At 34.7% G+C, this 21,498-nt stretch carries 17 protein-coding genes; 12 read left to right on the top strand and 5 right to left on the bottom strand.

Going from position 1 to position 21,498, the window contains the following annotated elements; genetic code table 11:
• The first annotated feature begins 166 nt into the window (after positions 1 to 166).
• The 6 genes from ACWVCY_RS01630 (at position 167) to ACWVCY_RS01605 (ending at position 8,996) form a co-directional block, all read left to right on the top strand.
• Positions 167 to 2,566 (top strand): hydrogenase iron-sulfur subunit, encoded by a 2,400-nt coding sequence (locus ACWVCY_RS01630; RefSeq protein ID WP_455139823.1) that lies wholly within the window; start codon positions 167 to 169, stop codon positions 2,564 to 2,566.
• A gap of 248 nt (positions 2,567 to 2,814) precedes the next feature.
• Positions 2,815 to 3,237, top strand: a complete 423-nt coding sequence (locus ACWVCY_RS01625; protein WP_455139821.1) for a hypothetical protein — start codon at positions 2,815 to 2,817, stop codon at positions 3,235 to 3,237.
• 158 nt (positions 3,238 to 3,395) lie between these two features.
• Positions 3,396 to 3,767 (top strand): hypothetical protein, encoded by a 372-nt coding sequence (locus tag ACWVCY_RS01620; RefSeq protein ID WP_455139819.1) that lies wholly within the window; start codon positions 3,396 to 3,398, stop codon positions 3,765 to 3,767.
• A 21-nt stretch (positions 3,768 to 3,788) separates the two neighbouring features.
• A complete protein-coding gene (locus ACWVCY_RS01615) occupies positions 3,789 to 4,469 on the top strand; it encodes a helix-turn-helix transcriptional regulator (RefSeq protein ID WP_455139817.1) in 681 nt (226 codons plus the stop codon).
• Between the two features lie 444 nt (positions 4,470 to 4,913).
• Positions 4,914 to 6,845, top strand: a complete 1,932-nt coding sequence (locus ACWVCY_RS01610; protein WP_455139815.1) for an aconitate hydratase — start codon at positions 4,914 to 4,916, stop codon at positions 6,843 to 6,845.
• A gap of 189 nt (positions 6,846 to 7,034) precedes the next feature.
• Positions 7,035 to 8,996, top strand: a complete 1,962-nt coding sequence (locus ACWVCY_RS01605) for a DUF4910 domain-containing protein (protein WP_455139813.1) — start codon at positions 7,035 to 7,037, stop codon at positions 8,994 to 8,996.
• A 102-nt stretch (positions 8,997 to 9,098) separates the two neighbouring features.
• Here ACWVCY_RS01605 and ACWVCY_RS01600 read toward each other — a convergent pair whose 3' ends face one another.
• From ACWVCY_RS01600 to ACWVCY_RS01580, 5 genes are all read right to left on the bottom strand, one after another.
• Complete coding sequence (locus ACWVCY_RS01600; protein WP_455139811.1) at positions 9,099 to 9,989, bottom strand: MBL fold metallo-hydrolase; 891 nt, start codon at positions 9,987 to 9,989, stop codon at positions 9,099 to 9,101.
• 86 nt (positions 9,990 to 10,075) lie between these two features.
• Positions 10,076 to 11,269, bottom strand: a complete 1,194-nt coding sequence (locus tag ACWVCY_RS01595; RefSeq protein WP_455139809.1) for an isocitrate/isopropylmalate family dehydrogenase — start codon at positions 11,267 to 11,269, stop codon at positions 10,076 to 10,078.
• A gap of 52 nt (positions 11,270 to 11,321) precedes the next feature.
• Entirely contained in the window at positions 11,322 to 13,160 is a 1,839-nt protein-coding gene (locus ACWVCY_RS01590; protein ID WP_455139807.1) for a citrate/2-methylcitrate synthase, read from the bottom strand.
• A gap of 13 nt (positions 13,161 to 13,173) precedes the next feature.
• Complete coding sequence (locus ACWVCY_RS01585; protein WP_455139805.1) at positions 13,174 to 14,457, bottom strand: ATP citrate lyase citrate-binding domain-containing protein; 1,284 nt, start codon at positions 14,455 to 14,457, stop codon at positions 13,174 to 13,176.
• A gap of 251 nt (positions 14,458 to 14,708) precedes the next feature.
• Entirely contained in the window at positions 14,709 to 15,185 is a 477-nt protein-coding gene (locus ACWVCY_RS01580) for a ferritin-like domain-containing protein (protein WP_455139803.1), read from the bottom strand.
• 197 nt (positions 15,186 to 15,382) lie between these two features.
• Between ACWVCY_RS01580 and larA the strand changes: the two genes are divergently transcribed.
• The 6 genes from larA (at position 15,383) to ACWVCY_RS01550 (ending at position 21,496) form a co-directional block, all read left to right on the top strand.
• A complete protein-coding gene (gene larA, locus ACWVCY_RS01575; protein ID WP_455139801.1) occupies positions 15,383 to 16,735 on the top strand; it encodes a nickel-dependent lactate racemase in 1,353 nt (450 codons plus the stop codon).
• Between the two features lie 414 nt (positions 16,736 to 17,149).
• Complete coding sequence (locus ACWVCY_RS01570; protein ID WP_455139799.1) at positions 17,150 to 17,581, top strand: hypothetical protein; 432 nt, start codon at positions 17,150 to 17,152, stop codon at positions 17,579 to 17,581.
• A 6-nt stretch (positions 17,582 to 17,587) separates the two neighbouring features.
• Positions 17,588 to 18,103 carry a hypothetical protein gene (locus ACWVCY_RS01565; protein WP_455139797.1) on the top strand — a complete coding sequence of 172 codons (516 nt, stop codon included), beginning with the start codon at positions 17,588 to 17,590 and terminating at the stop codon, positions 18,101 to 18,103.
• An 8-nt stretch (positions 18,104 to 18,111) separates the two neighbouring features.
• Positions 18,112 to 19,830, top strand: a complete 1,719-nt coding sequence (locus ACWVCY_RS01560) for an FAD-binding protein (RefSeq protein ID WP_455139795.1) — start codon at positions 18,112 to 18,114, stop codon at positions 19,828 to 19,830.
• 9 nt (positions 19,831 to 19,839) lie between these two features.
• Positions 19,840 to 20,577, top strand: a complete 738-nt coding sequence (locus tag ACWVCY_RS01555; protein ID WP_455139793.1) for a succinate dehydrogenase/fumarate reductase iron-sulfur subunit — start codon at positions 19,840 to 19,842, stop codon at positions 20,575 to 20,577.
• Positions 20,578 to 20,599: 22 nt separating this feature from the next.
• Complete coding sequence (locus tag ACWVCY_RS01550) at positions 20,600 to 21,496, top strand: fumarate hydratase (protein ID WP_455139791.1); 897 nt, start codon at positions 20,600 to 20,602, stop codon at positions 21,494 to 21,496.
• Positions 21,497 to 21,498: the final 2 nt, after the last annotated feature.

Raw genomic sequence — 21,498 nt, 5'->3', positions numbered from 1 at the left:
GTAATCAAGAAGGATTGCCCTCCCCATGAAGCGATATATTCACATGAAATGAAAAAAATTATCTGTGGTGAGTTTGTCAATAGTCCACGGGAAGGATTTACTCAGAAGTTAGAAAGACTTAATCAACTAGCCCAAAGTAAGACTAAATAAACTGGTGAATAATTCGATGACAGAAAGTGTAGAAAAAGAAACAGCTGAACCTGAGGCAAAAATCGGAGTATTTCTTTGTAAATGCGGAAAAAACAAAGCAGGGAGTGTAGATATTGATGAAATTGCTAAAGAAATTGAAACAATGCCAAATGTAGAAATTGTACAAGTTAATACATATACCTGTTCAGATCCAGGACAAGTCGAAATAGAGACAGCTATCAAGGAACAGGGTATAAATAAAATTGTTGTATCTGCATGCTCTCCTCGATTACATGGTCCAACATGGAAGAAACTAATGAAACGAGTTGGATTGAACCCTGAAGTAGTTGAGGTAGCCAATATTAGAGAACAATGTTCTTGGGTTCATCTGCATGAAAAAGAGGAAGCAACTCTTAAAGCAAAAGAATTAACTGAAATGGCTGTTGCTAAAGCCGCCATGCTTCAACCTGTGGAAGAAATTGTTGTTCCTGTAGAGAAACGTGTCCTTATCATTGGAGGAGGAGTCGCTGGAATTCAAGCTGCATTAGATCTTGCTGATGATTATCATGTTGTTATGGTTGAAAAAAGTCCAACCATAGGGGGTAGAATGGCTTTAATTGATAAAACTTTTCCCACAATGGATTGTTCTATCTGTATTCTTGGGCCTAAGATGGCTGATGTAGGTAACCATGATAATATTGATTTAATAGCTAACGCTGAAGTTACAAAAATTGAGGGATATGTTGGTAATTTTGAAGTTACTATCAAAAAACGTCCTCGTTATGTTGATGAAGACCTTTGTACAGCCTGTGATGATTGTGTAGACATTTGCCCTGTTAATGTAATTGACGAATACTCTGGTAACTTAGGCTGGAGAAAAGCGATCTACATTCCCTATCCTCAAGCTGTCCCAGCAAGTTACATTATTGATATAGACAATTGTCTTGGATTATCTCCTCTTGCTTGTGGAAAATGCACTACAAAATGTGACAAAGAGGCGATTAATTATGAAGACTCAGAAAAGGAATTTACCTATAAAGTTGGTACAATAATCGTATCTGTAGGATTCCAAATCTTTGACGCCTCAAAGATCCCTGAATATGGTTGGGGCGATTATTCCAATGTAGTAACAACCTTTGAATTTGAACGATTGATTAATGCCGCAGGTCCAACCGCAGGCGAACTTGTTAGACCGAGTGATCTCAAACGACCTAAAAATGTAGCCTTCATTAATTGTGTTGGATCAAGAGATGTTCGATTTAATCCTTATTGTTCTAACTTCTGTTGTATGGAAAGCATAAAAGATACTCTTTTAATAAAAGAGCATTGGCCTGAGGTTGATGTGACAATATATTACATGGATATTCGTGCCTTTGGGAAAGGTTTTGAAGAACTTTACACTCGTTCAAGAGAGGAAGGAATAAAATACATTCGTGGACGACCTTCTCAGATCCAGGAATTCGGGGAAGATAGGAAACTTCTCATATCAGTTGAAGATACTCGCTCGGGAGAATTAATCAATGAAGAATATGATATGGTTGTTCTATCTATTGGTGCTGAAGGTTCACCCGATCCTATCCCTTTTCCTATCGCGAAGGATCCAAAAGGATTTTATATCGAATCACATCCAAAACTGCGTCCTGTCGATACTCCAACAGATGGAGTTTTCATTGCTGGCGGGGCAGAATCACCAAAAGACATCCGAGAAGCAGTTACTCAAGCAAGTGCTGCCGCTGGACGGGTAACTCGAGTCCTTACAAAGGGTGAATTTTCTGTGGAACCATTATTTGCTTCGGTTAATCCAACCTTATGTAATTCCTGTGGCATTTGTGCTACAAGATGTCCATATAATGCAATAACTGTTGATAAACAGAAAAAAACACCCGCAAATGTCATTCCAGTTTTGTGCAAAGGCTGTGGTACCTGTGCTGCAGATTGTCCACAAGATGCAATCACAATGACGAATTTTACTGATACGATGATTCTAAAGCAAGTGGATATTGCACTCAGAGATAATGCTTCTGACAAGGTAATGATATTTGCTTGTAATTGGTGCTCATATGGTGGTGCTGATTTGGCTGGAACAAGTCGAATTCAATATCCTACCAATACTAGGATTGTTCGAGTAATGTGTTCTGGCAGAATAGATGTCGATTTCATCAAACGTGCATTTGAACTTGGGGCTGGTTCTGTAATGTTAACAGGTTGTCATCCACAAGACTGTCATTATATTTCTGGAAACGATTTCGCTATTAAACGTGAAAAGAAAATCAGAAATTGGATGAAAAAACAGGGTATTGAAGATGACCGTTTTATCATTGAATGGATGTCTGCTGCAGAAGGAAAGAAATTTGCTGATGTTGTTACAACTATGAGTGGCATTGCTAGGAAAAATCATAGAGAAATACATCAAAAAGCAAAGGCTGTTGGAAAATAAATTAAGAGGAAATTTTAGTCCTTAATTCTTTCTCCCTCTTAAATATTGGATATGGGGAGGGAGATATAACAAACAAAGGTTACATTTTCCTAGAGTGTAAATAAGCTTTGATTTACTTGTAGATAATCTCTTTAGAATCAATTATTTGAACTCTTATTATTTTATAATTTTTTTAAATATTAATCATTTTAAAATTATAAAATGAAAAAATTTATAAAACTTTCAATATTTATTTAATAAGATCAACAATGATTGAACAATACTTAAAGAGTCCTTCGAGAAGTCGAGAAGAATTAAATCACATTAAAGATGAACTAGAAGTTTTATTTTCTAGGTTTGGTTGGAAATGGGCAGTATTAGCATCAACCACAGGTAAAATATATCAAATGGAGAAAAAAATTCCAAATGATATTTTAAACCAGTTGAGAATGGCACGTACTCAGATAGAAAGTGGGTGTTACTCAGTTTGTGATATAGCGAACGCATTACGTAAAATTGAAATAGAACTATTTTCACAGCTTATGAATTATGGACCTCAAACTACGGATGAGTTCCTGAACCTTCTTGGAAGAGCAGCTAGTGGAGATATATCTGAAAACGAAATAGATATTACTGCAGCCTCACCAATCTTACCTGATTGCTTATCACTTCCTTGTGTTTGTCTAGAATAAACTAAGCTTATCTTGGAATAATTCTCAAAGCTTCTGGGAGTGGTTTTTATCCTATGGTTTCTGCATTAACAAAGAGGTATAGATCTTCATCTGTAAATAGTGAACTTCATTTTTTTTTAAAAGAATGGTTTTCCAGCCTTATGAGGGGAATTGAGAAAATGAATGATGAAACTTGGCCTAAAATATTAGAAATTACTGGTCGTGCATGTGCTTTAGTCCATTCTTGTGATCTGTTTATAGAAAATTGGGAAAAGACAAAGAATCTTGATGAATTTCTTTTTCTCATGAATAAAAAAATGAAAACAGAGACTTATGAAAAACTTGATGAAAATTCTTTAATAGTGTCGTATTCAGAGTGTAGATGTCCTCTTGTAACATCCGGGCTAGTAGATTCTCCCATTATTTGTGAATGTTCTCCAAATTGGTTAATAGAAAACTTTGAAACTATTTTAAACACAAGTGTCGCAGTAACCACCATTTCAACAATTTTAAGAGGTGGAAAAACCTGTGAATTTATTCTTTCATTTTAAAAAGAATAGGGTGATCTGAAGTTGACTCAAAAAGCTATTGACTACTTTTCTCCCACACGATTGAAGATTCTAGAGTATTTACTGGTTAACTGCCCAATAGAAGATAGTGATATTGGATGTTCAATAAAAAAAATGTCAAAAGAGCTGGATTTGAGTAAAAATGCTATAAGAATGTATCTAATAGAATTAGAAAAGAACAATCTGATAGTTAAAAATGAGAAAAAAAGTGGATTAGGGAGACCTACAAGTTTTTACTCTCTACATGAAAATGCTCTAGCTCTCTTTCCAAAATCTTATTCAGAATTTTCATTACTTTTGTTAGATAAAATAATTAGCTTGCATGGAATTAAAATTGCTCAAACTATTTTGGAAGACATTGGAAAAGAAAGAGCGAATGAAATAAAAAAGGAAATTGAAACAGAATTGAATATAAATATGCGTGACTTGTCATTAAAAGAGAAATTGACCTTGATCACCAAGGTTTTTCAAAATAGATCCAAATTTCCTATGTTAATTGAGGAAGAGAAATACTTTCTATTAAAGAACTATAATTGTCTTCTCTATGATGTTGTTCAAAACCAACCTTTAGCATGTCTTGTAGATGAATCAAATTTGAGAGAATTAGTTGGATCTGATGTTGAAAAGATTAATTGTTTATCTGAGGGAGACCATTATTGTATATATCGAATCAATAAGAACTAAGATGATTAATTATTAAGAAATTTTGAAGAAGATTTCATAGATTCTAAAAATATACATAAAATAATAATGTTAGTAGCACTTCATAATCGCTAAATGCCCATATACTAATAATCTTTCCAAAATAGTTTAGGAATCTTTATTTAAATTCATAAAATTAAAGAATGACCCTTTTATATTATTGATCTTACTAGGTTTAAGAATTATTTATTTGGGTAACTCTGAATTTGAATTTTGAGAGGTTTCTTTTTCCTAGTTTTTAGATAGGTATTTTTTTAGGGATAAAAGATCATCAATTATATCACATGAATATTGATACTTCAATTCATTCATTCGGATTGACAAGAAAAAATTATAAAAAAACAAGGACTTTTCAATTTATACTTATTAAATTAAAATTATTTAATAAAATAGTAAGAAAGCAAATTAAATGTGGAGATTCATAAAATGGTTTCAATAGCTAAAAAAATACTACAAGACCATCTTATTGAAGGTAAGTTTGAGGTTGGAGAAGAAATTGGGATTCGTATTGACCATACTCTAACTCAGGATGCAACAGGAACTATGGCCTACCTTCAATTTGAAGCAATGGGACTTGATAAAGTAAAAACTGAACTATCTGTTTCAATAGTAGATCATAATACATTACAAACAGATTTTAAAAATCCAGATGATCATCGTTACTTGCAATCTGTGGCAGCTAAATACGGAATACAATTTTCTCGTCCTGGGAATGGCATTTGCCACCAAGTATTCCTTGAACGTTTTGCACATCCTGGTAAAACTGTAATTGGCTCAGATTCTCATACTCCTACTGCTGGGGGTATGGGATCTATTGCAATAGGTGCTGGAGGACTTGATGTTGCAGTAGCTATGGGCGGTGGACTATTCTACCTAAAAACACCGAAAATTATAGGAATAAAATTAACAGGATCTTTACCTGAGTATGTTGCAGCAAAAGACGTGATATTGGAGGTACTTCGAAGAATATCAGTTAAAGGAGGTGTTGGAAAAATCTTAGAGTATTTTGGCCCTGGTTTAAAAAATTTATCTGTTCCAGAAAGAGCCACAATTACCAATATGGGGGCAGAAACAGGTGCTACAACTTCAATATTCCCATCAGATGAAGTTACCCGTGATTTTTTGAGATGGCAAAATAGAGAAGATCAATGGATAGAAATCCCTGAAGGGATAGATGAAGACTTTGATGAAATTATTGAGATTAATCTTTCAGACCTCCAACCATTAGTTGCTAAACCTCATTCTCCAGGTAATGTAGTTCCATTATCAGAATTATATGGTATGAAAGTTGACCAAGTTGCTATTGGTTCTTGTACAAATAGTTCATTGAAAGATATGTTAATTGTTTCTACTCTTCTTAAAGGACGAAAGATTCACCCAAATACTGAACTTGGTATATCGCCAGGATCACGACAAGTCTTATTAGAAATGGCCAAAAGGGGGAATTTAGCTGATGCAATAGCTGCTGGAGCTAGAATTCTTGAGACTGCGTGTGGACCATGTATTGGTATGGGATTTGCTCCGAAAAATGAAGGTGTAACAGTGAGAACTTTTAATAGAAATTTCTTAGGAAGATCTGGTACCAAAAATGCTCAAGCGTATCTAGTTAGTCCAGAAGTGGCTGTTGCGGCGGCAGTCTTTGGAGAATTTACTGATCCGAAAAAATTAGGCCCTTATCCGAAAATAGAATTACCTAAAAGTATTGAAATCGATGATTCAATGATTCTAAAACCTTCCGATAAACCTGAAGAAGTGGAAATCATTAGAGGTCCAAATATCGCCCCATTGCCAAGTTTTCATCCTTTAGCTGATGATCTGAGAATTAAAGTAATTCTTAAAACCGAAGATGATATTACAACTGATCATATCATGCCTGCAGGGGCTAGTATACTTCCGCTTCGATCAAATCTTCCCGAAATCAGTAAACATGTTTTTGAACAGGTTGATCCTTCTTTCCCTAAAAGAGCACTTGAAAGTAAAGAAGAAGGTGGTGGTATCATTATTGGCGGTGAAAATTATGGTCAAGGGTCAAGTCGAGAACATGCTGCTTTAGCTCCAATGTTTCTTGGAATCAAGGTTGTATTAACTAAATCATTTGCTCGTATACATAGAGATAATCTTGTGAACTTTGGACTTTTACCTCTCAAATTTTTAAATAGCCAAGATTATACTAAAATTAAAGATGGCGATATCCTAGAAATTAAAGGAGTCCGAAAAGCTCTAAAGGAAAATACCCCAATTAAAATCCATGATGTCACGCAGAATATAGATATAGAGACGTCTTATGACCTTTCTGGACGTGAACGAGAGACAATTCTTGCTGGGGGTACCCTAAGTTACACTGTGGCTTCATCTTAACTGAATAAGGATTTTCCTTTTTCCTCTTTTTTTCTTTTTCTATAATCCGTACAAAACGAATATTAATAAAAATATCCAGATTTACAGATTCTTTTCATCCTCTAAGTTTTTAATATTTTTTCAAATAGATATTTTCAAATCAATTTTCTCTCCTACAATGAATTATTAATATGGAAAAGGATTTTAGTCATGATAATTGATCAATTAGTTGAGATTTTGGCACAAGAATTCTCTCTTCACTCTGTCATGAACATGGTCTCACGGATATCTCAATATCATCGAATTCAAGGTTCACAAGGATATTTTGACGCAGTAAAATACATTCAATTAATTTTAGAGAAAAATGAAATAAATTCAACCTTGTACGAATATCCTGCCGATGGAAAGTCGGAAAATTGGGGATGGATCTCCCCAATTTCTTGGAATATTAAATCAGGAGAACTGTGGTTAACAAAACCTGTTGAGAAACGTCTTTGTCGATTTAATGACTGTCCAATGAGTGTTTTGACACATTCAAAAGCTGCTGATTTTGAAGCATCTCTTGTTAATGTTGGAAAGGGTGATAGTAGCATAGATTATAAGAATGCTCGGGAAAAGGTTGCTTTAATAACTACTAGTCCTAGAAATATTTTTTCATTAGCGGCAAAACATGCTGTAATGGGATTAATTTTACATCCTACCTTAGAGCGCGCTGCAAAGATAGGAGATTCTACAATACAATATGATGGATTCTGGCCAACTGCAGAAGACTTATCTAATGTTACTGCGGGTTTCTCAATTTCTCATAAACAGTTTCTTGAAATAAACCAGTATCTAGAGCAAAATAAAGAAGTTAAAGTCAGATTTAAAATAGACGCGAATTTTTCAATTGAAACTGGTAAATTGCATGTACTTGAAACAGAAATAATCGGATCAAAAATCCCATCAGAGGAGATAGTTGTAATAAGTCATCTTTGTCATCCAGCGTTAAGTGCAAATGACAATGCCTCAGGTAGCGCTACTACATTAGAATTAATTTTGAGTTTAATTAGAATGATAAGATCAGGATTATTATCTCCTCCCAAACGAACAATTCGATTTTTATGGGTTCCTGAGTTTTCAGGAACTATAGAATGGCTAAAAACTTATGATGAGCAGCGAAAAATAAGCAGACGAAAAATTCTTGCAGTTTTAAACCTTGATATGGTAGGGCAATCTCCAGAAAAGATTGGTACCCCTTTAACCATATGTTTTCCAAGTATCTCTACTCCTTCTTATCTCCGTGCAAATCTTAGACAGGCTCTAGAAAAGGCTGCGAACCAAATAGATAGTAAAAATGGGAGATCATATCGTTTGAATTATACATTTGCTCCTTTTGAAGGTGGAAGTGATCATCTCATTACCAACGATCTCTATTTTTCCATACCTAGTACGATGTTTGGTCATGAAGATCCTTTTCACCATACAAGTGCTGATAATATTGATAAAGTAGATCCATTAGAATGTAGAAGTGTTGGCACAGTTGTTGGGGCTATAGCTTATGGGATAGCTACTTCAAGTGAACGATTTCTAAAAGAAACGATAAATAGGGTATTCCTAGATGTAATAGATGAATCTCTTAAAGCAGAACCAAACATAACACAATCAGAAGAACTATCAATAATTCAAAAAAGAAAGTTATGGGATCTCCTAGAAAATATAGGATTAAAACGAATTATTAGCTTAACTTCCCTAGATGAAAATGGGATTCTAATTGAAGATATGAATCATTTCTCAGATTTAATAAAAAGTCAATTTAATCATTTTAGAAGGAAACTTCAATCAGATTCTGGAGATCAAAAACCTGAAAAAATTGGCCAAGCTCTGATTACACGTAATTATACAGGACCATTCCCTATTAAACGATTGATGAGACCAGACCGTCGCGAGTACAAGAAAATTAAATTGGATGCAATTGGGAAAGATTATTGGGGAGGGGTATTATTGGAATTATTAAATCTAGCAGATGGTAAAACTCCACTTGAAGACATTTTTCTTTTACTTAATCTTTATTATCCTAAAGTTTCCTATGGGGATGTCCTTTTTCTGGTGAATTTGTTTATCGAAGAAAAAATTCTTATTGAAAAAGGAACATCTATTCTTACCGCAATTGAATACCCCTATCCGTACTGATTTTAAGGAAAGTATAAGATGAATAATTCATACACAAATAAACATATTTTAAGTTATTTTATTACATTGTTAGAATTTTTCACCTGATAGAGAATAGACAATTCAGAGAAGGATATCTGAAAATTTTCCTTCGTGTTGAAGTTCTTTAATATGCTTTTTGATCATTTCTCCTTCCCAAAATCGCAATAAAGGTTCAGCATAGGGGAAATTTCCATATATGGGTTTTTTTTCAATTAGCTGTCTAATAGAACGAATACCTTGATTTAGTAATTTTTGGATTTTTTCCGTTCTTTGATCGAATTTTTGATAAAAGCTTTCTAATTGCCCATAAATATTATCAGTTACTATGCTTCGATGGGAGGAGACAAGGATTTTAATATCTAATTCACTTATTCTTTCAATTGAGGTTTTAAACTCCTTTATGTTTGATTCATGATGGCCATACCAAGGTCCAAATGATGTCAAATCAATATCAAATGAAAATAAAATTCTTTCATTCGGTTCGTAGAAACAATAGTGGTCAATAGTATGTCCTGGAGTATAAATGGGGATGAGCATAATGTCTCCGAAACCAATTTCAGAATTTTTATTGAAGATTTGAGAAGGTTTGCAATCTTTCATACCTAATATGACTGGAACATAATCCCTCCAATTCTTGGCAAGCTCACCAGATTCAGTGAATCGTTCAGACAATGCAAAAATGTTACCGCTTGTATTAAATCCTTCTTCAGGAACCACAATTGATTCAACATCCTCTTTAAATATCCAATTTCCTGCTGAATGGTCAGGATGAGTATGAGAATTAATGATACGACAAATATGAAATTTATCTTTCAATTGATGAAGCTTTTCGATACCACAACCTGTATCTATAAGTATTGCTTCATTACGACTGTTGAAGATTAGAATGGAATTAGAAAAAGGAAATTTTCCACCATTTTTTCCTTTAACTAAATATATATTATTGAAAATTCTTTGTAAATGCTCTGACATCTAGTTCTAACCAAATAAAAATCAAATTGATTTCTTTCTACCATAAGAAAATATCCTTGACTGATAAAAAAAGGATAAAGGCAAGCTTATTGATAGCTTTGCCATTTTTGATCGAGATTAGAATCTTGGAGAGTTTCAATGATGTATTTGGCCATTTCTTCCCCTGTAGCACCTGTGTCTCGTCCAGTTACAGTTATTTTCTTCTCATATTGAGAACAAATTTCTAAAGCTTTATCTAATCGAGTAGACTTTTCTGTAAAGCCAATATGGTTTAAAAGCATCGAAGCTGCTTTAATAATACTTGTAGGATCAGCAAAGCCTTCTCGACCCTCATCTACCATTTTAAGACCGCTACCATGCACAGCTTCAAACATAGAATATCTTTTACCAATATTAGCTGCACCAGCGGTACCTAATCCACCTTGTATTTGAGCAGCTTCATCTGTAATAATATCTCCATATAAGTTTGGTGCTGTGATAACACGGAACGAACTTTGGCGAGCAGGATCAATTAATTTGGCAGTCATGATATCAATATACCAATCGTCCCATTTAACATCAGGATATTCCTTTGCTATCTTTTCTGCAATTGAAAGAAACTTTCCGTCGGTAGCCTTTACTACGTTAGCCTTAGTTACGACAGTGACTTTATTAATATTATTTTTCTTAGCATAGTCGAATGCTGCACGAATAATTCGATCTGAACCTTGAGAGGTCGTCACTGCAAAATCAATGGCCATATCATCTGTAATATTTATACCTTTTGAACCTAGAACATAGGCTCCTTCAGTATTTTCTCGGTAGAACATCCAATCAATTCCTTTTTCAGGAACTCTAACAGGTCGAACATTTGCAAAAAGATCTAATTCTCTCCGCATTGCCACATTAGCTGACTCAATATTTGGCCAAGGAGATCCTTTCCAAGGAGTGGTAGTGGGACCTTTAAGGATCACATGACATTTCTTAAGTTCGTTAAGTACATCATCAGGGATAGCTTTCATTACTTTAACTCTATTTTCTATGGTTAAACCTTCAATATCTCGAATTTCAACCTTTCCTGAATCGATTTCCTCTTTTAAGAGAAATTTTAACACTTTTACAGCATGTTGTGTAATATGAGGACCAATTCCATCACCACCACATGCTCCAATTATTATTGGCTTTAATTTACTAAAATCTAGCCAATCAGGTTCTTGTTTCATTTGTTCAACGCGTTTTAATTGCTCTCTCACGAGTTTTTCAAAATGCTCAGTTGCTTTTCTAATAACTTCTTCAGACATTTTCTTGCACCTACTAAATTCATTTGAATTTTAATAAAAAAATTTAGTTCTCTTAATCCGCAAATAGAATTTCATCCCACGGTTGTCTATATAATCCAGCTCTTTGTCGCTTTTGATCGAATATATGACCCATCATACCAATGGATCTACCTAGTACAAACAATCCATTTAGTACCTCACTTTCAACAACATCATTTTTCTCTTCTTCTGTGAAGTCAAGATTTTCTAAAAGATCCATGAAACATATTCCAATACAACCATCGACATTCAGGATTAAATTATTACGTTTAGCTGTGGTTATTTTTTCCACTTCTAATGCAAAGTCTAGATAGGGATGTTTTTCAAAGTTTTTTAACACAAATTCTTTCAATAGTTTCACTCGAACATCAGGATTTTGAAGAGACTTAATTCGATGACCAATTCCAGGAATGTTGATCCCTTCGACGTTTTTCATATGATCTACAAATTCTTGAGGATTCATTTTCCTTTCAAGTGCCATTTTCATATATTTAGCAGCATCAGAAATTGCACCACCAAATCTTGGACCTATTGTTAAAATGCCACTAGATAGAGAGGACATCAAATCACGACCAGCTCGTGCAGTAACTATCGCATTATGAGCTCCTGAGACCGCAGGCCCATGATCTGAGGTCAATTTTATGACTATTTCAATATAATTTTGCGCAAATTGAGGTAATTCTCTTTTAAACCACAAAAGACCTATTGTATATCCTATAGACTTATTCTGTTCTACTATTGAGTCTAGACCAACTCCTGAGAACATTGGTACATCCCCTCGTTCATCACTGATAGTACAAACTACATCAGTTGGTCTCCTAACCAAACCTAATCGATTAGCTTCTGTATAATCCATTGGTAATTTAGGTGGTTCAAAATCTTCAACAGGTTCAATCTTTCCTTCAGCTTTTAATTTTTCAAAAACTTCATGAATTTTTTCACCTAAATCATCATAGGAAGTTGGAACAATAGCTCCCACTTCTGATAATAATTTATTCTTAGCTTCAGCTGTTTCTAAATGACTACTTGCCATCGCTCCTGCATGTCCGAACTGAAGTCCTGCAGGGAGTAGTTTAGCTGCAGTTCCTATGCACCACATAACAAGGGGTTTTTTGATTCTACCATCTTTTAAGGCATTTGCCACATCTACTTCCCCTGTTCCCCCTACTTCTCCTAAACAAACATGCATTTTTATCTTGGGATTAGCTTCAAAGCGGAGTAGATGATCTAAGAGGGAAGATCCTGCATAACGATCACCACCAATAGCAATTGCTTCATAAACTCCATCAGAATTTTCTGCGATCATAAAATTTAATTCATTACTCATCCCACCGCTTTTGGAGACGAGTCCAACACTCCCTGGTCGATAGAGCTTTGATAAAACAATGTTCTCTATGGTTCCTGCAGTATTTCCTATTTTAAATGCTCCTGATCTCATACCCCCAACAGTGGCTGGGCCGATTATTGTTTTTCCTCTTTCTTTTGCTAATTTCAAGATTTCTCGACTTTGACGCTCTGGTATACCCTCTGCAATCACCGCAACAGTTCGAATAGTATCTGATTCTAATGCTTCTTTTGTTGTTGGATAAGCAGATCGAAATGAGGAGAAATTTATCATTACATCGGCATTAGGATGTTTTTTAATTGCCAAAGAGAGTCTTCTATAAATTGGGATAACAATTTCCTTTCCTCCCCAAAATACTTTATGATATCCAATTGCTCCTGCTTGACTTGGACGAATGATGGCTGCTACTGAGGGGGTGTCTCTTTTACACACAAAATCAAAATCTAACATACGCTGGATTGCATTTGCTTGAAAACCGTATACAATTGCTTGAGTTTTTCGATTAAATAATTCGAATTGTTCAGTCATTTTCTATCTACCTCTACTCAATCTCCTTTAAGGCTAATGGAACCACACGTGTCATATGAGTATATCTGTCATACACCTCTATTGGGACTCCTATCTCTTGTCCTAAATCCTTCATTAGCTTAAGACCCTCTACTTCATTTGGTCCACCTCGTCTAACAAAGATTTTAACATTTGCTTTCTTTAATTTCTCCGCTGATTTTCTTAATGCACTGACTATTCCTGTGAAGGTGGCTTTAACATCCGTAAAATTTGCTATTCCACCTCCAATAATGAGGATTTTTGGTTTTCCTTGTGGATCTGGTTTTTCAGTAATTAAATCAATCAATGTTTGGGCATATAGTTCAGTATGTTCACGATTTGGATTTCCAGAATATTCGCCATAATTTGCTAATTTATGCGCAAATCCCATATCTGCAATTGTATCTGTATAAATAACACTAGATCCTCCTCCGGCTACCATTGTCCAAATGGGAGCATCCCTATTAAGGATTGTAAGTTTCAAAGATGCACCAGTCTGTCCATCCAAATGAATAATAAATTCTTCTTCTTTGGATAAGACTTGACCGAAAGCTCTTGGGAATTCTATTGGATTAACAGGATTTCCCCAAGTTTCAGTATGCAGGAAGGCTGCAGTATCATCTAATCGTGCTTTAAGATCAAGTGGTACAATTTTCTTATCTTGTGTTACTGCAAATGGATTGATTTCCAAGAATGCGAAATCTTGATTCACATAAACTTGTAAAACTCCTTTAACAAATGGAACAAGCACATCACTAAGATTTCCAAGATCAGGTAGTTTGCCTGCTAAATCAAAAGAAGCTATATCTGTTCCAATAGCGACAGGAATATGAATAACTTTATCCCAATTTTCTTCAACAAAGATACCTCCTTCAAAAGAGAAATGGATTATATCATTCTCATTATCAGAAGTAATTGAAAGATAAAATTCCTTCTCATGAGGAATGAACGGTTCAACAAGGAATCTATTAAGGGTTCCTTTAATACCACCAATTTCAACTTCTTTATTTAATCTATCAGAACAAAATGATTTCAATTCATCAAAATTGGCATTTAACAGTAATAATTTAGCTTTTCCGCGCTTTCCGAATAATTGATCAGGTTTTGCAGCTAATTTTTCAGTTTTAAGCCACGGATTTTCTGAAACTAATTTATTCCAATCTGTTTCAGGTGTTATTACCGCAAGTTTTCCATGATAATTATAGTTCGGGAAATACCTTGGTAACTCCGACATTAACAATTTTTTTGCTGAATATTCATATATTGATTTTTGTGCCATGTTATTTCCTCTCTTATTCAATTAGAAGAAATATTATTGTGAAAAATGCATGTTAAGAGTAAATTTATTTTCTTTTGCACCCTGAGCTTAAATACTTTCCCTCAAAAGATCTGACAAAAGATCATTATTAAATAGCTATTTGGCGTTAATAAAGGATCTAAATTTGAGAGAAAAGGTAAAAAAATTACTAGAATCTAGTAATGCATCATTATGACAAATAGAGATAATTTTTTATCAATTGTAACGCAATATTAATCAGAATAAGGGATATAGCTATATTGATCTTCGTTTACTAAATCCCAAAAATCCTTCTCAGAAAGAGTTAGATTCTCTATAATCATTTTCTGAATTGTTTTTAGTAGACTATGATGATTGATTTCATCATTAAGTATTGCTCTAATAATTATCTTCTCTGATTCATCATCAATTGTTTCAAGAAGTTTATTATATGTATCAATAGCTTTTCGTTCTAGCTCAATATGCTCTGATATACTATCTTTGATATCAGAACCATATTTCTCAGCTATAGAGGGAGTTGTTTTTGTATGTAGGCTAACCAATGCATTCAATAACGTTGCATGTTTTTTCGAGTCAAGGGCAATCCCCATAATTAATTCATTGATAAGAATATTTCCGATATCTTTTATAGTTGATTCAGCCTTCTTATGAATATGATTTTCTAGTTCAATTTGTTCTCTATAAAATTCTACTCTATTTTGCTTACTCATTAAACTTTAACCACCTTGTAATGGATCAGAATACATGTTTCAATAGCCAAATTTAAAATTTTATACCAACAACTATAACAATATCAGTCGTTTTCGTGAACCATACCATATTTTTACGACAAAGTTAATTGAGTATATGTAGAAAAACATTATTAAAAAAGAGCTTATGATTTAATGAGTAAAGTTTGGTGACCGATATGTCATACAAAGATATTAAATTATTATATGGGGATGAAGTGATCACAGATTTTATCCCAGCAGATATGAATGTTCGGGTACTTGAAGCAGAAGGAATAACTCCTTCTTTTACTGATGTTCAAGCTCGTTTTAATACGATATTAAAAAAACCAATCGATAGTAAACCGTTAAAGGATTTGGTCCAAAATCGTTCTAGATCACGTATTATGATCCTAGTGGATGATGCCACAAGACCGAATAAACATACTAAAATCCTTCTTCCTATGTTATTAGAGAAACTTTTTGATTACGGAGTAAAAAAAGACGATGTGAGGATAATGGTAGCAAGTGGATCGCATAGTCCTCCTTCAGTAGAGCTTTTAGAAATTAAAATCCTTGGGCCAGAAATCTATCGGGAATGGAAAAATAATGTCTTAATCCACAAACAGGCAGAAAATTGCAAGAATCTCGGAACTTCATCATATGGCACTCCTATCTGGGTGAATATTGACGCATTAGAATCAGGACTAATCATTGCACTAACTGATAGTGAGTATCACTATTTTGCTGGAGTGGCAGGCACAGTAAAGTCCTTTTTTCCAGGATGCGCTGGAAAAGAAACTATTGCTAGAAATCATCCTCAGATGTTTGATCCTATTCATGGTTTTAAACCCGAATGTCGTCTTGGAAATACAAAAGGCAATCCAGTCATTCAAGATATGATTGAAATGGCTAAAATGACTAAAAAAATGGTCCCTGTATTTTGTATCGATGCAGTAATGGATAATGAAGACAATATTGTAATTCTCAATGCTGGTGATATTAACTCTCTACATGAACTCGTTCTTGAAGAATTGAAACCTCTCCGAATCGTGAAAGTAGATAAACCAGCCGATTTAGTAATTGTATCAACAGGAGCTCTATCTATCAATTTATATCAAGGAGGGAAAGGTTTTCATGCGGGTTGGAATGCTGTAAAGGAAGGTGGAGATGTCTTATTATTTGCTCATTGCCCATTGGGCGTTGGTTCACAGAATTATCAAGATACAATGGAAGAAATTAAAGATATGAGTCTAGATGAAGGATTGAAGCATACAATCAATACTAAATGTAGTATTGATAATTTCAAAATTGGTAATCAGAAAGTTATTGATCTTCTCCGAATTTTAAAACGCTGCACTTGTCACATGATTACTGAAATGGATAAAGATCTATTAGAAAATACTTTTCGCATTAAATATGTTCCTCACTCAGGAACAATTCAGGAAAGCGTAAGAACTTGGATCAATAACTACCGAATTGAAAAAAACCGAGACCCACTAGTTTATGTGCTTCCTGATGCTGGTAATTACATTGATGTAAAAAATCGGTAGCTTCTACCATATTTTTACATCCACTTTTCTTTTCTCCCTAGTATGATTTTTCTTTGCCCACTCTCTTTTCTTCACCTTCTTAATGAAATTTTTATTCTCTGTAGCTAGAATATTGCAGTATATGCAGTAAAAGCTATAAAGATATTATTTTTTTTAACAATTATTCTAATCATTACTTTATCTTTTTTCGGTTGTTATTCTTATTAATTTCTTGGCTTTTCATATCTTTTTGCAAGGATCTATTGACAGATTTTAAACTATGTTTACAAAGTAGCTACAATCGATTGTTTAAGTGCCACTATATATATAAAATATAGTATAGGTTTAGCTTACAAGTCACATAATGGCTGTAAAGAGTTTTATTTTTATTACAAACGGTCTCTAGTAACACAAATTAGTGAAGTGAGATAACTCATGAAATTAAGTTCGTCTCAAGAAAGTAAGATTAGACAATTTTTACCAAAACATCAAAGTTCAAGTGCATTATGGTGGGTTTTACAACGAATTTCAGGATTTTTTGTTTTCCTGCTTGTCTTTTTTCATATGATTGTAAATCACTATTTAACTGCATTAATGAATACAGATGCTGTTCCTGAGTTACAAAAAGGAATTGCCTCTTTTGAAGCCGTTCAATGGAAAATGCAGAATCCCTTATACTTCTGGATTTCGATATTATTTGTCATTTTCCTTATGATTCATGCTTTAAATGGATTTCGAATGGTAATGCTTGATGTAGCAACAGGTCATACCTTCAGAAAGATTCTAGCGATTCTTCTACTCCTTATCGGGGTATTAGTGATAATTTATGCATTTATTCTAAATTCAACAGTTATTTCTTTTGGGTGATAAATGATGTCTGAGAGTAAAATTATAGTTAATCAATCCCAAGTGAAAACAGGCAGTAAAGCGAGCAATTTCTTAAACTGGTTTAAACCTTTTTCTAGAGGGATAGGTATGTATGCTTGGTTATTTCAGCGAATAACAGGGTTATGTTTAGTTTTATATGTTGTAATTCATCTTGGAATCATTTCTACTATGTTATTAGACGAATTTTTAGGATTTCCAGAGCCAGGGATCCTTTATAATACAATCACAGCAGCAATGAGTTCCTCCTTTGTAAAGGGACAAGGATTCCCACCAATGATTGAACATGCCTTATCCTTTGCCTTCTTTATTGATGCAGGCTTACTTGCAGGGCTTGTTTATCATGGTTACAATGGAATAAGGGTAGTTCTTTTTGACCTTGGGATTGGTGTTCGAAAACAAAAAACAGTTTTTTGGATATTATTTACCCTTGGGGTAATTTCATGGATCTTAGCTGTTTTATTGATACTTAATATGCCCGAAATAGTGTTAGCTGGAGAGTGATAAATAAAATGATTCGTAAACATTCAGTAATTGTAGTTGGATCTGGTCTCGCGGGAATGCGAGCAGCAATCGCGGCAAAAGAAAATGGGGCCGATGTGGCAGTTATTTCTATTTGTATGCCTGTCAGAAGCCACTCTGTTGCAGCACAAGGAGGCATTAATGCTCCTTTAGGGAATCATCCTGATTCCAAAGATGATTCTGTTGAAAGACATGCATTTGATACTGTGAAAGGTTCAGATTATCTAGCTGATCAACCAGCAGTAGAAAAAATGATTGGATTAGCCAAAGAAACTATTTACGAATTAGAACATTGGGGATGTCCTTTTTCAAGATTTGAAGATGGGAAAATTGGTCAAAGACCATTTGGTGGAGCAGGATATCCCAGAACATGCTTTGCTGCTGATCGTACAGGACATAGTGTACTACATGTAGCTTGGGAAAGATCAGCAATGTTAGGTGTTCCAGTATATGAAGATCGTTTGGTTGTACGAGTTGCTGTAAAGGATAAGAAAGTTCATGGAATAATTATCTTGAATTTTCTAACTGGTGAGCTTGAAATGTGGCATTGTGATGCAGTGATTTTTGCTGTTGGGGGAGCAGGACAGATATATGGAGCAACTTCTAATGCACTAAATTGTACAGGTTTTGGAATAGCTGTGGCTTACTGGGCAGGAATTTCAATGAAAGACATGGAATTTATCCAATTTCATCCAACCACACTTTATGGAAATAATGTGTTGATTTCCGAAGCAGCTAGAGGTGAGGGAGGATATCTTAGAAATAATAAAGGTGAGCGCTTTATGGAAAAATATGCTCCTGGACAGATGGAACTTGCTCCACGGGATATTGTCTCTCGATCAATTTATCAAGAAGTTTTAGAAGGAAGAGGATTTGGTCCGAAGGATAATGGATATGTCCATCTTGATTTAACGCATCTTCCAGAATCCCAAATATTAGAACGAGTTCCTCAAATTCGTGAACTTGCATTAAGATTTACAGGACAAGATATGATAAAGGATCCTATTCCTGTTCAACCTGGCTTCCATTATCTTATGGGAGGTATCCATGTGGATGCAAATTGTGCAAGTCCGGAAGTCAAGGGATTTTATGCCTGTGGAGAGTGTACCAGTGTGTCTGTGCACGGTGCAAATCGCCTTGGTGGAAACTCACTTTTGGAATGTGCCGTTTTTGGTAAAGTTGCAGGAATTGAGGCTGCAAAATATGCTAAAGAAACCAAATCTTCCCCTGATGCCAAGTATGTCATTTTTGATGAATATATAAAGCAACAAGAAGAAATCGATTATTGGTATTCTGGTCAAGGGAAGAATGATCCATTTCAAATCATGGAAGAAATGAGAACAGAAATGAAATTGAAGGTCTTTGTTTATCGAGAAGAAAAATCCCTTAGGGAAGCTCTCGAAAAAATTAGAGAATTAAAAAGGAAGTTCAACGAAGGAGTATATCTTAAATCTAAGGTAAGACAATATAATCGAGAATTAGAATGGGTTTTAGCGTTGAAAGGAATGCTTGATGAGTCTGAGGCAATTTGTATGGGAGCATTAGAAAGAAAAGAATGTCGTGGAAGTCATTGGAGATTAGATCATCCTAAAAGAGACGATGACACCTTTTTGAAGCATACTTTAGTTAGTTACATCAATGGTGAAGCAAAATTAAGCTATACTGATGTCCAAATAACAAAGTGGGAACCAAAGGAACGGAAATACTGAGGTGATATTATGAGCGAAATCAAAAAAGAAACAAAAAGAATAACATTCAAAATTAAGCGTTTTAATCCAGTCGTTGATATTGAACCATATTGGGATACGTTTGAATTAGATTGTCATGAAGGTACAACAGTACTAATAGCCGTTCAAGAAATCATTGCCAAACACGATGGCTCTATTGCAATGCGATATAACTGTCGTGGTGGAATTTGTGGATCGTGTGCCATGCTAGTAAATAATAAATATATGTTGGCATGTGAAACATTAGTACTTAAGTTAAATAAGAAAGAAATTAAACTTGAACCTTTACCATTCTTCCCCGTAATCAAAGATCTTGTTGTAGATATGTCACAATTCTATGAGAAACTTCTAGCCATTGAACCCTACTTAAAAAGAGATCATTCAAAAGATCCTGAAACTGAAATACTACAGAATCCAACTGATTTTCTAATCATTGAAGAAGCCACGAAATGTATTTTATGTGGTGCATGTCATTCCTCCTGTGTATCTGTTTGGACTGATAAAAACTATTTAGGGCCAGGAGCTTTACTAAAAGCTTTCCGTTTTGCAAATGATACACGAGATGAAGACCATAAAGCACGTATTAAAAGAGTTACAGCAGAAGATGGTGTTTTCAGATGTCATACTGCATTCAATTGTGTTGAAGCATGTCCAAAGGAATTGAATCCAACTGAAGCCATTCAAACCCTGAAACGCCAATCTGCAAAACAAGTATTGAAATTTTGGTGATCAAGAAATAGGAAGTAGAAAAATGTCAGAACCATTTGATAATAAAATTATTGAAGATACAGCAGTCAAATTACTCAAATTTGCCGCCACACAGCTACCAAATGATGTGTCTGAAGCATTAAAGAAGATGTATGAACAAGAGACTCGTCCTCCGAGTAAAGCTGCTTTAAAAACAATTGTAGAAAATTTTGGTATTGCAGAAAATACTAGTACCCCCATGTGTCAAGATACTGGAATTCACATTTACTATGTCAATATTGGAGAAAATTTTCCTAAAGTGGTCGGAATTGAGGAAGCACTTCGGAAAGCATCAGCTCGTGCTACAAAAGAAGTTCCTTTAAGGCCAAATGCGGTCAATCCAATTGTTGGAGGAAATTCTGGAGATAACACTGGGAAATATATTCCGTATGTGAATTATGATTTCATTCCTGGTGTTAATTATTTAGAAATAACAGCCTTCCCAAAAGGCGGGGGATCTGAAAACATGTGTGCTTTAGCAATGCTTAAACCGGGAGAGGGAATTAAAGGCGTTAAGAAGTTCGTAATTGAAACAATTCTTAAAGCTGGCGGTCAACCATGTCCTCCCGTTGTTGTAGGTGTAGGTATTGGTGGTGGAGCTGATATCGCTTTAAAGTTAGGAAAAAAACAACTAATGAGACCAATTGGTCAAAGACATTCCGATCCAGAGGTTGCCAAGCTTGAAGAAGATTTATTAAAAGCTATTAACATGACTGGATTTGGTTCTATGGGATTAGGCGGAGATGTATCAACAGCATTGGATGTAAAAGTCGAATATGCACATAGACATCCAGCATCACTTCCAGCTGCTGTAGCAATTCAATGTTGGGCAGCTAGACGAGCAACTGCACGTATCTATCCAGATAATAGAGTAGAATTTTTGACACATAAGGAGGCTTAATC

It is taken from the genome of Candidatus Hodarchaeum mangrovi (genome assembly GCF_975850365.1).
This window is presented reverse-complemented; position numbering and strand designations above follow the sequence as displayed.

Bases quoted from the DNA above. Each gene is read 5' to 3' on its own strand.
- ACWVCY_RS01610 (WP_455139815.1), top strand. From the start codon at position 4,914: ATGGTTTCAATAGCTAAAAAAATACTACAAGACCATCTTATTGAAGGT.
- ACWVCY_RS01570 (WP_455139799.1), top strand. From the start codon at position 17,150: ATGAAATTAAGTTCGTCTCAAGAAAGTAAGATTAGACAATTTTTACCA.
- ACWVCY_RS01620 (WP_455139819.1), top strand. From the start codon at position 3,396: ATGAATGATGAAACTTGGCCTAAAATATTAGAAATTACTGGTCGTGCA.
- ACWVCY_RS01590 (WP_455139807.1), bottom strand. From the start codon at position 13,160: ATGACTGAACAATTCGAATTATTTAATCGAAAAACTCAAGCAATTGTA.
- ACWVCY_RS01550 (WP_455139791.1), top strand. From the start codon at position 20,600: ATGTCAGAACCATTTGATAATAAAATTATTGAAGATACAGCAGTCAAA.
- ACWVCY_RS01625 (WP_455139821.1), top strand. From the start codon at position 2,815: ATGATTGAACAATACTTAAAGAGTCCTTCGAGAAGTCGAGAAGAATTA.
- larA (WP_455139801.1), top strand. From the start codon at position 15,383: ATGTCATACAAAGATATTAAATTATTATATGGGGATGAAGTGATCACA.
- ACWVCY_RS01580 (WP_455139803.1), bottom strand. From the start codon at position 15,185: ATGAGTAAGCAAAATAGAGTAGAATTTTATAGAGAACAAATTGAACTA.
- ACWVCY_RS01560 (WP_455139795.1), top strand. From the start codon at position 18,112: ATGATTCGTAAACATTCAGTAATTGTAGTTGGATCTGGTCTCGCGGGA.
- ACWVCY_RS01585 (WP_455139805.1), bottom strand. From the start codon at position 14,457: ATGGCACAAAAATCAATATATGAATATTCAGCAAAAAAATTGTTAATG.
- ACWVCY_RS01565 (WP_455139797.1), top strand. From the start codon at position 17,588: ATGTCTGAGAGTAAAATTATAGTTAATCAATCCCAAGTGAAAACAGGC.
- ACWVCY_RS01630 (WP_455139823.1), top strand. From the start codon at position 167: ATGACAGAAAGTGTAGAAAAAGAAACAGCTGAACCTGAGGCAAAAATC.
- ACWVCY_RS01555 (WP_455139793.1), top strand. From the start codon at position 19,840: ATGAGCGAAATCAAAAAAGAAACAAAAAGAATAACATTCAAAATTAAG.
- ACWVCY_RS01605 (WP_455139813.1), top strand. From the start codon at position 7,035: ATGATAATTGATCAATTAGTTGAGATTTTGGCACAAGAATTCTCTCTT.
- ACWVCY_RS01600 (WP_455139811.1), bottom strand. From the start codon at position 9,989: ATGTCAGAGCATTTACAAAGAATTTTCAATAATATATATTTAGTTAAA.
- ACWVCY_RS01595 (WP_455139809.1), bottom strand. From the start codon at position 11,269: ATGTCTGAAGAAGTTATTAGAAAAGCAACTGAGCATTTTGAAAAACTC.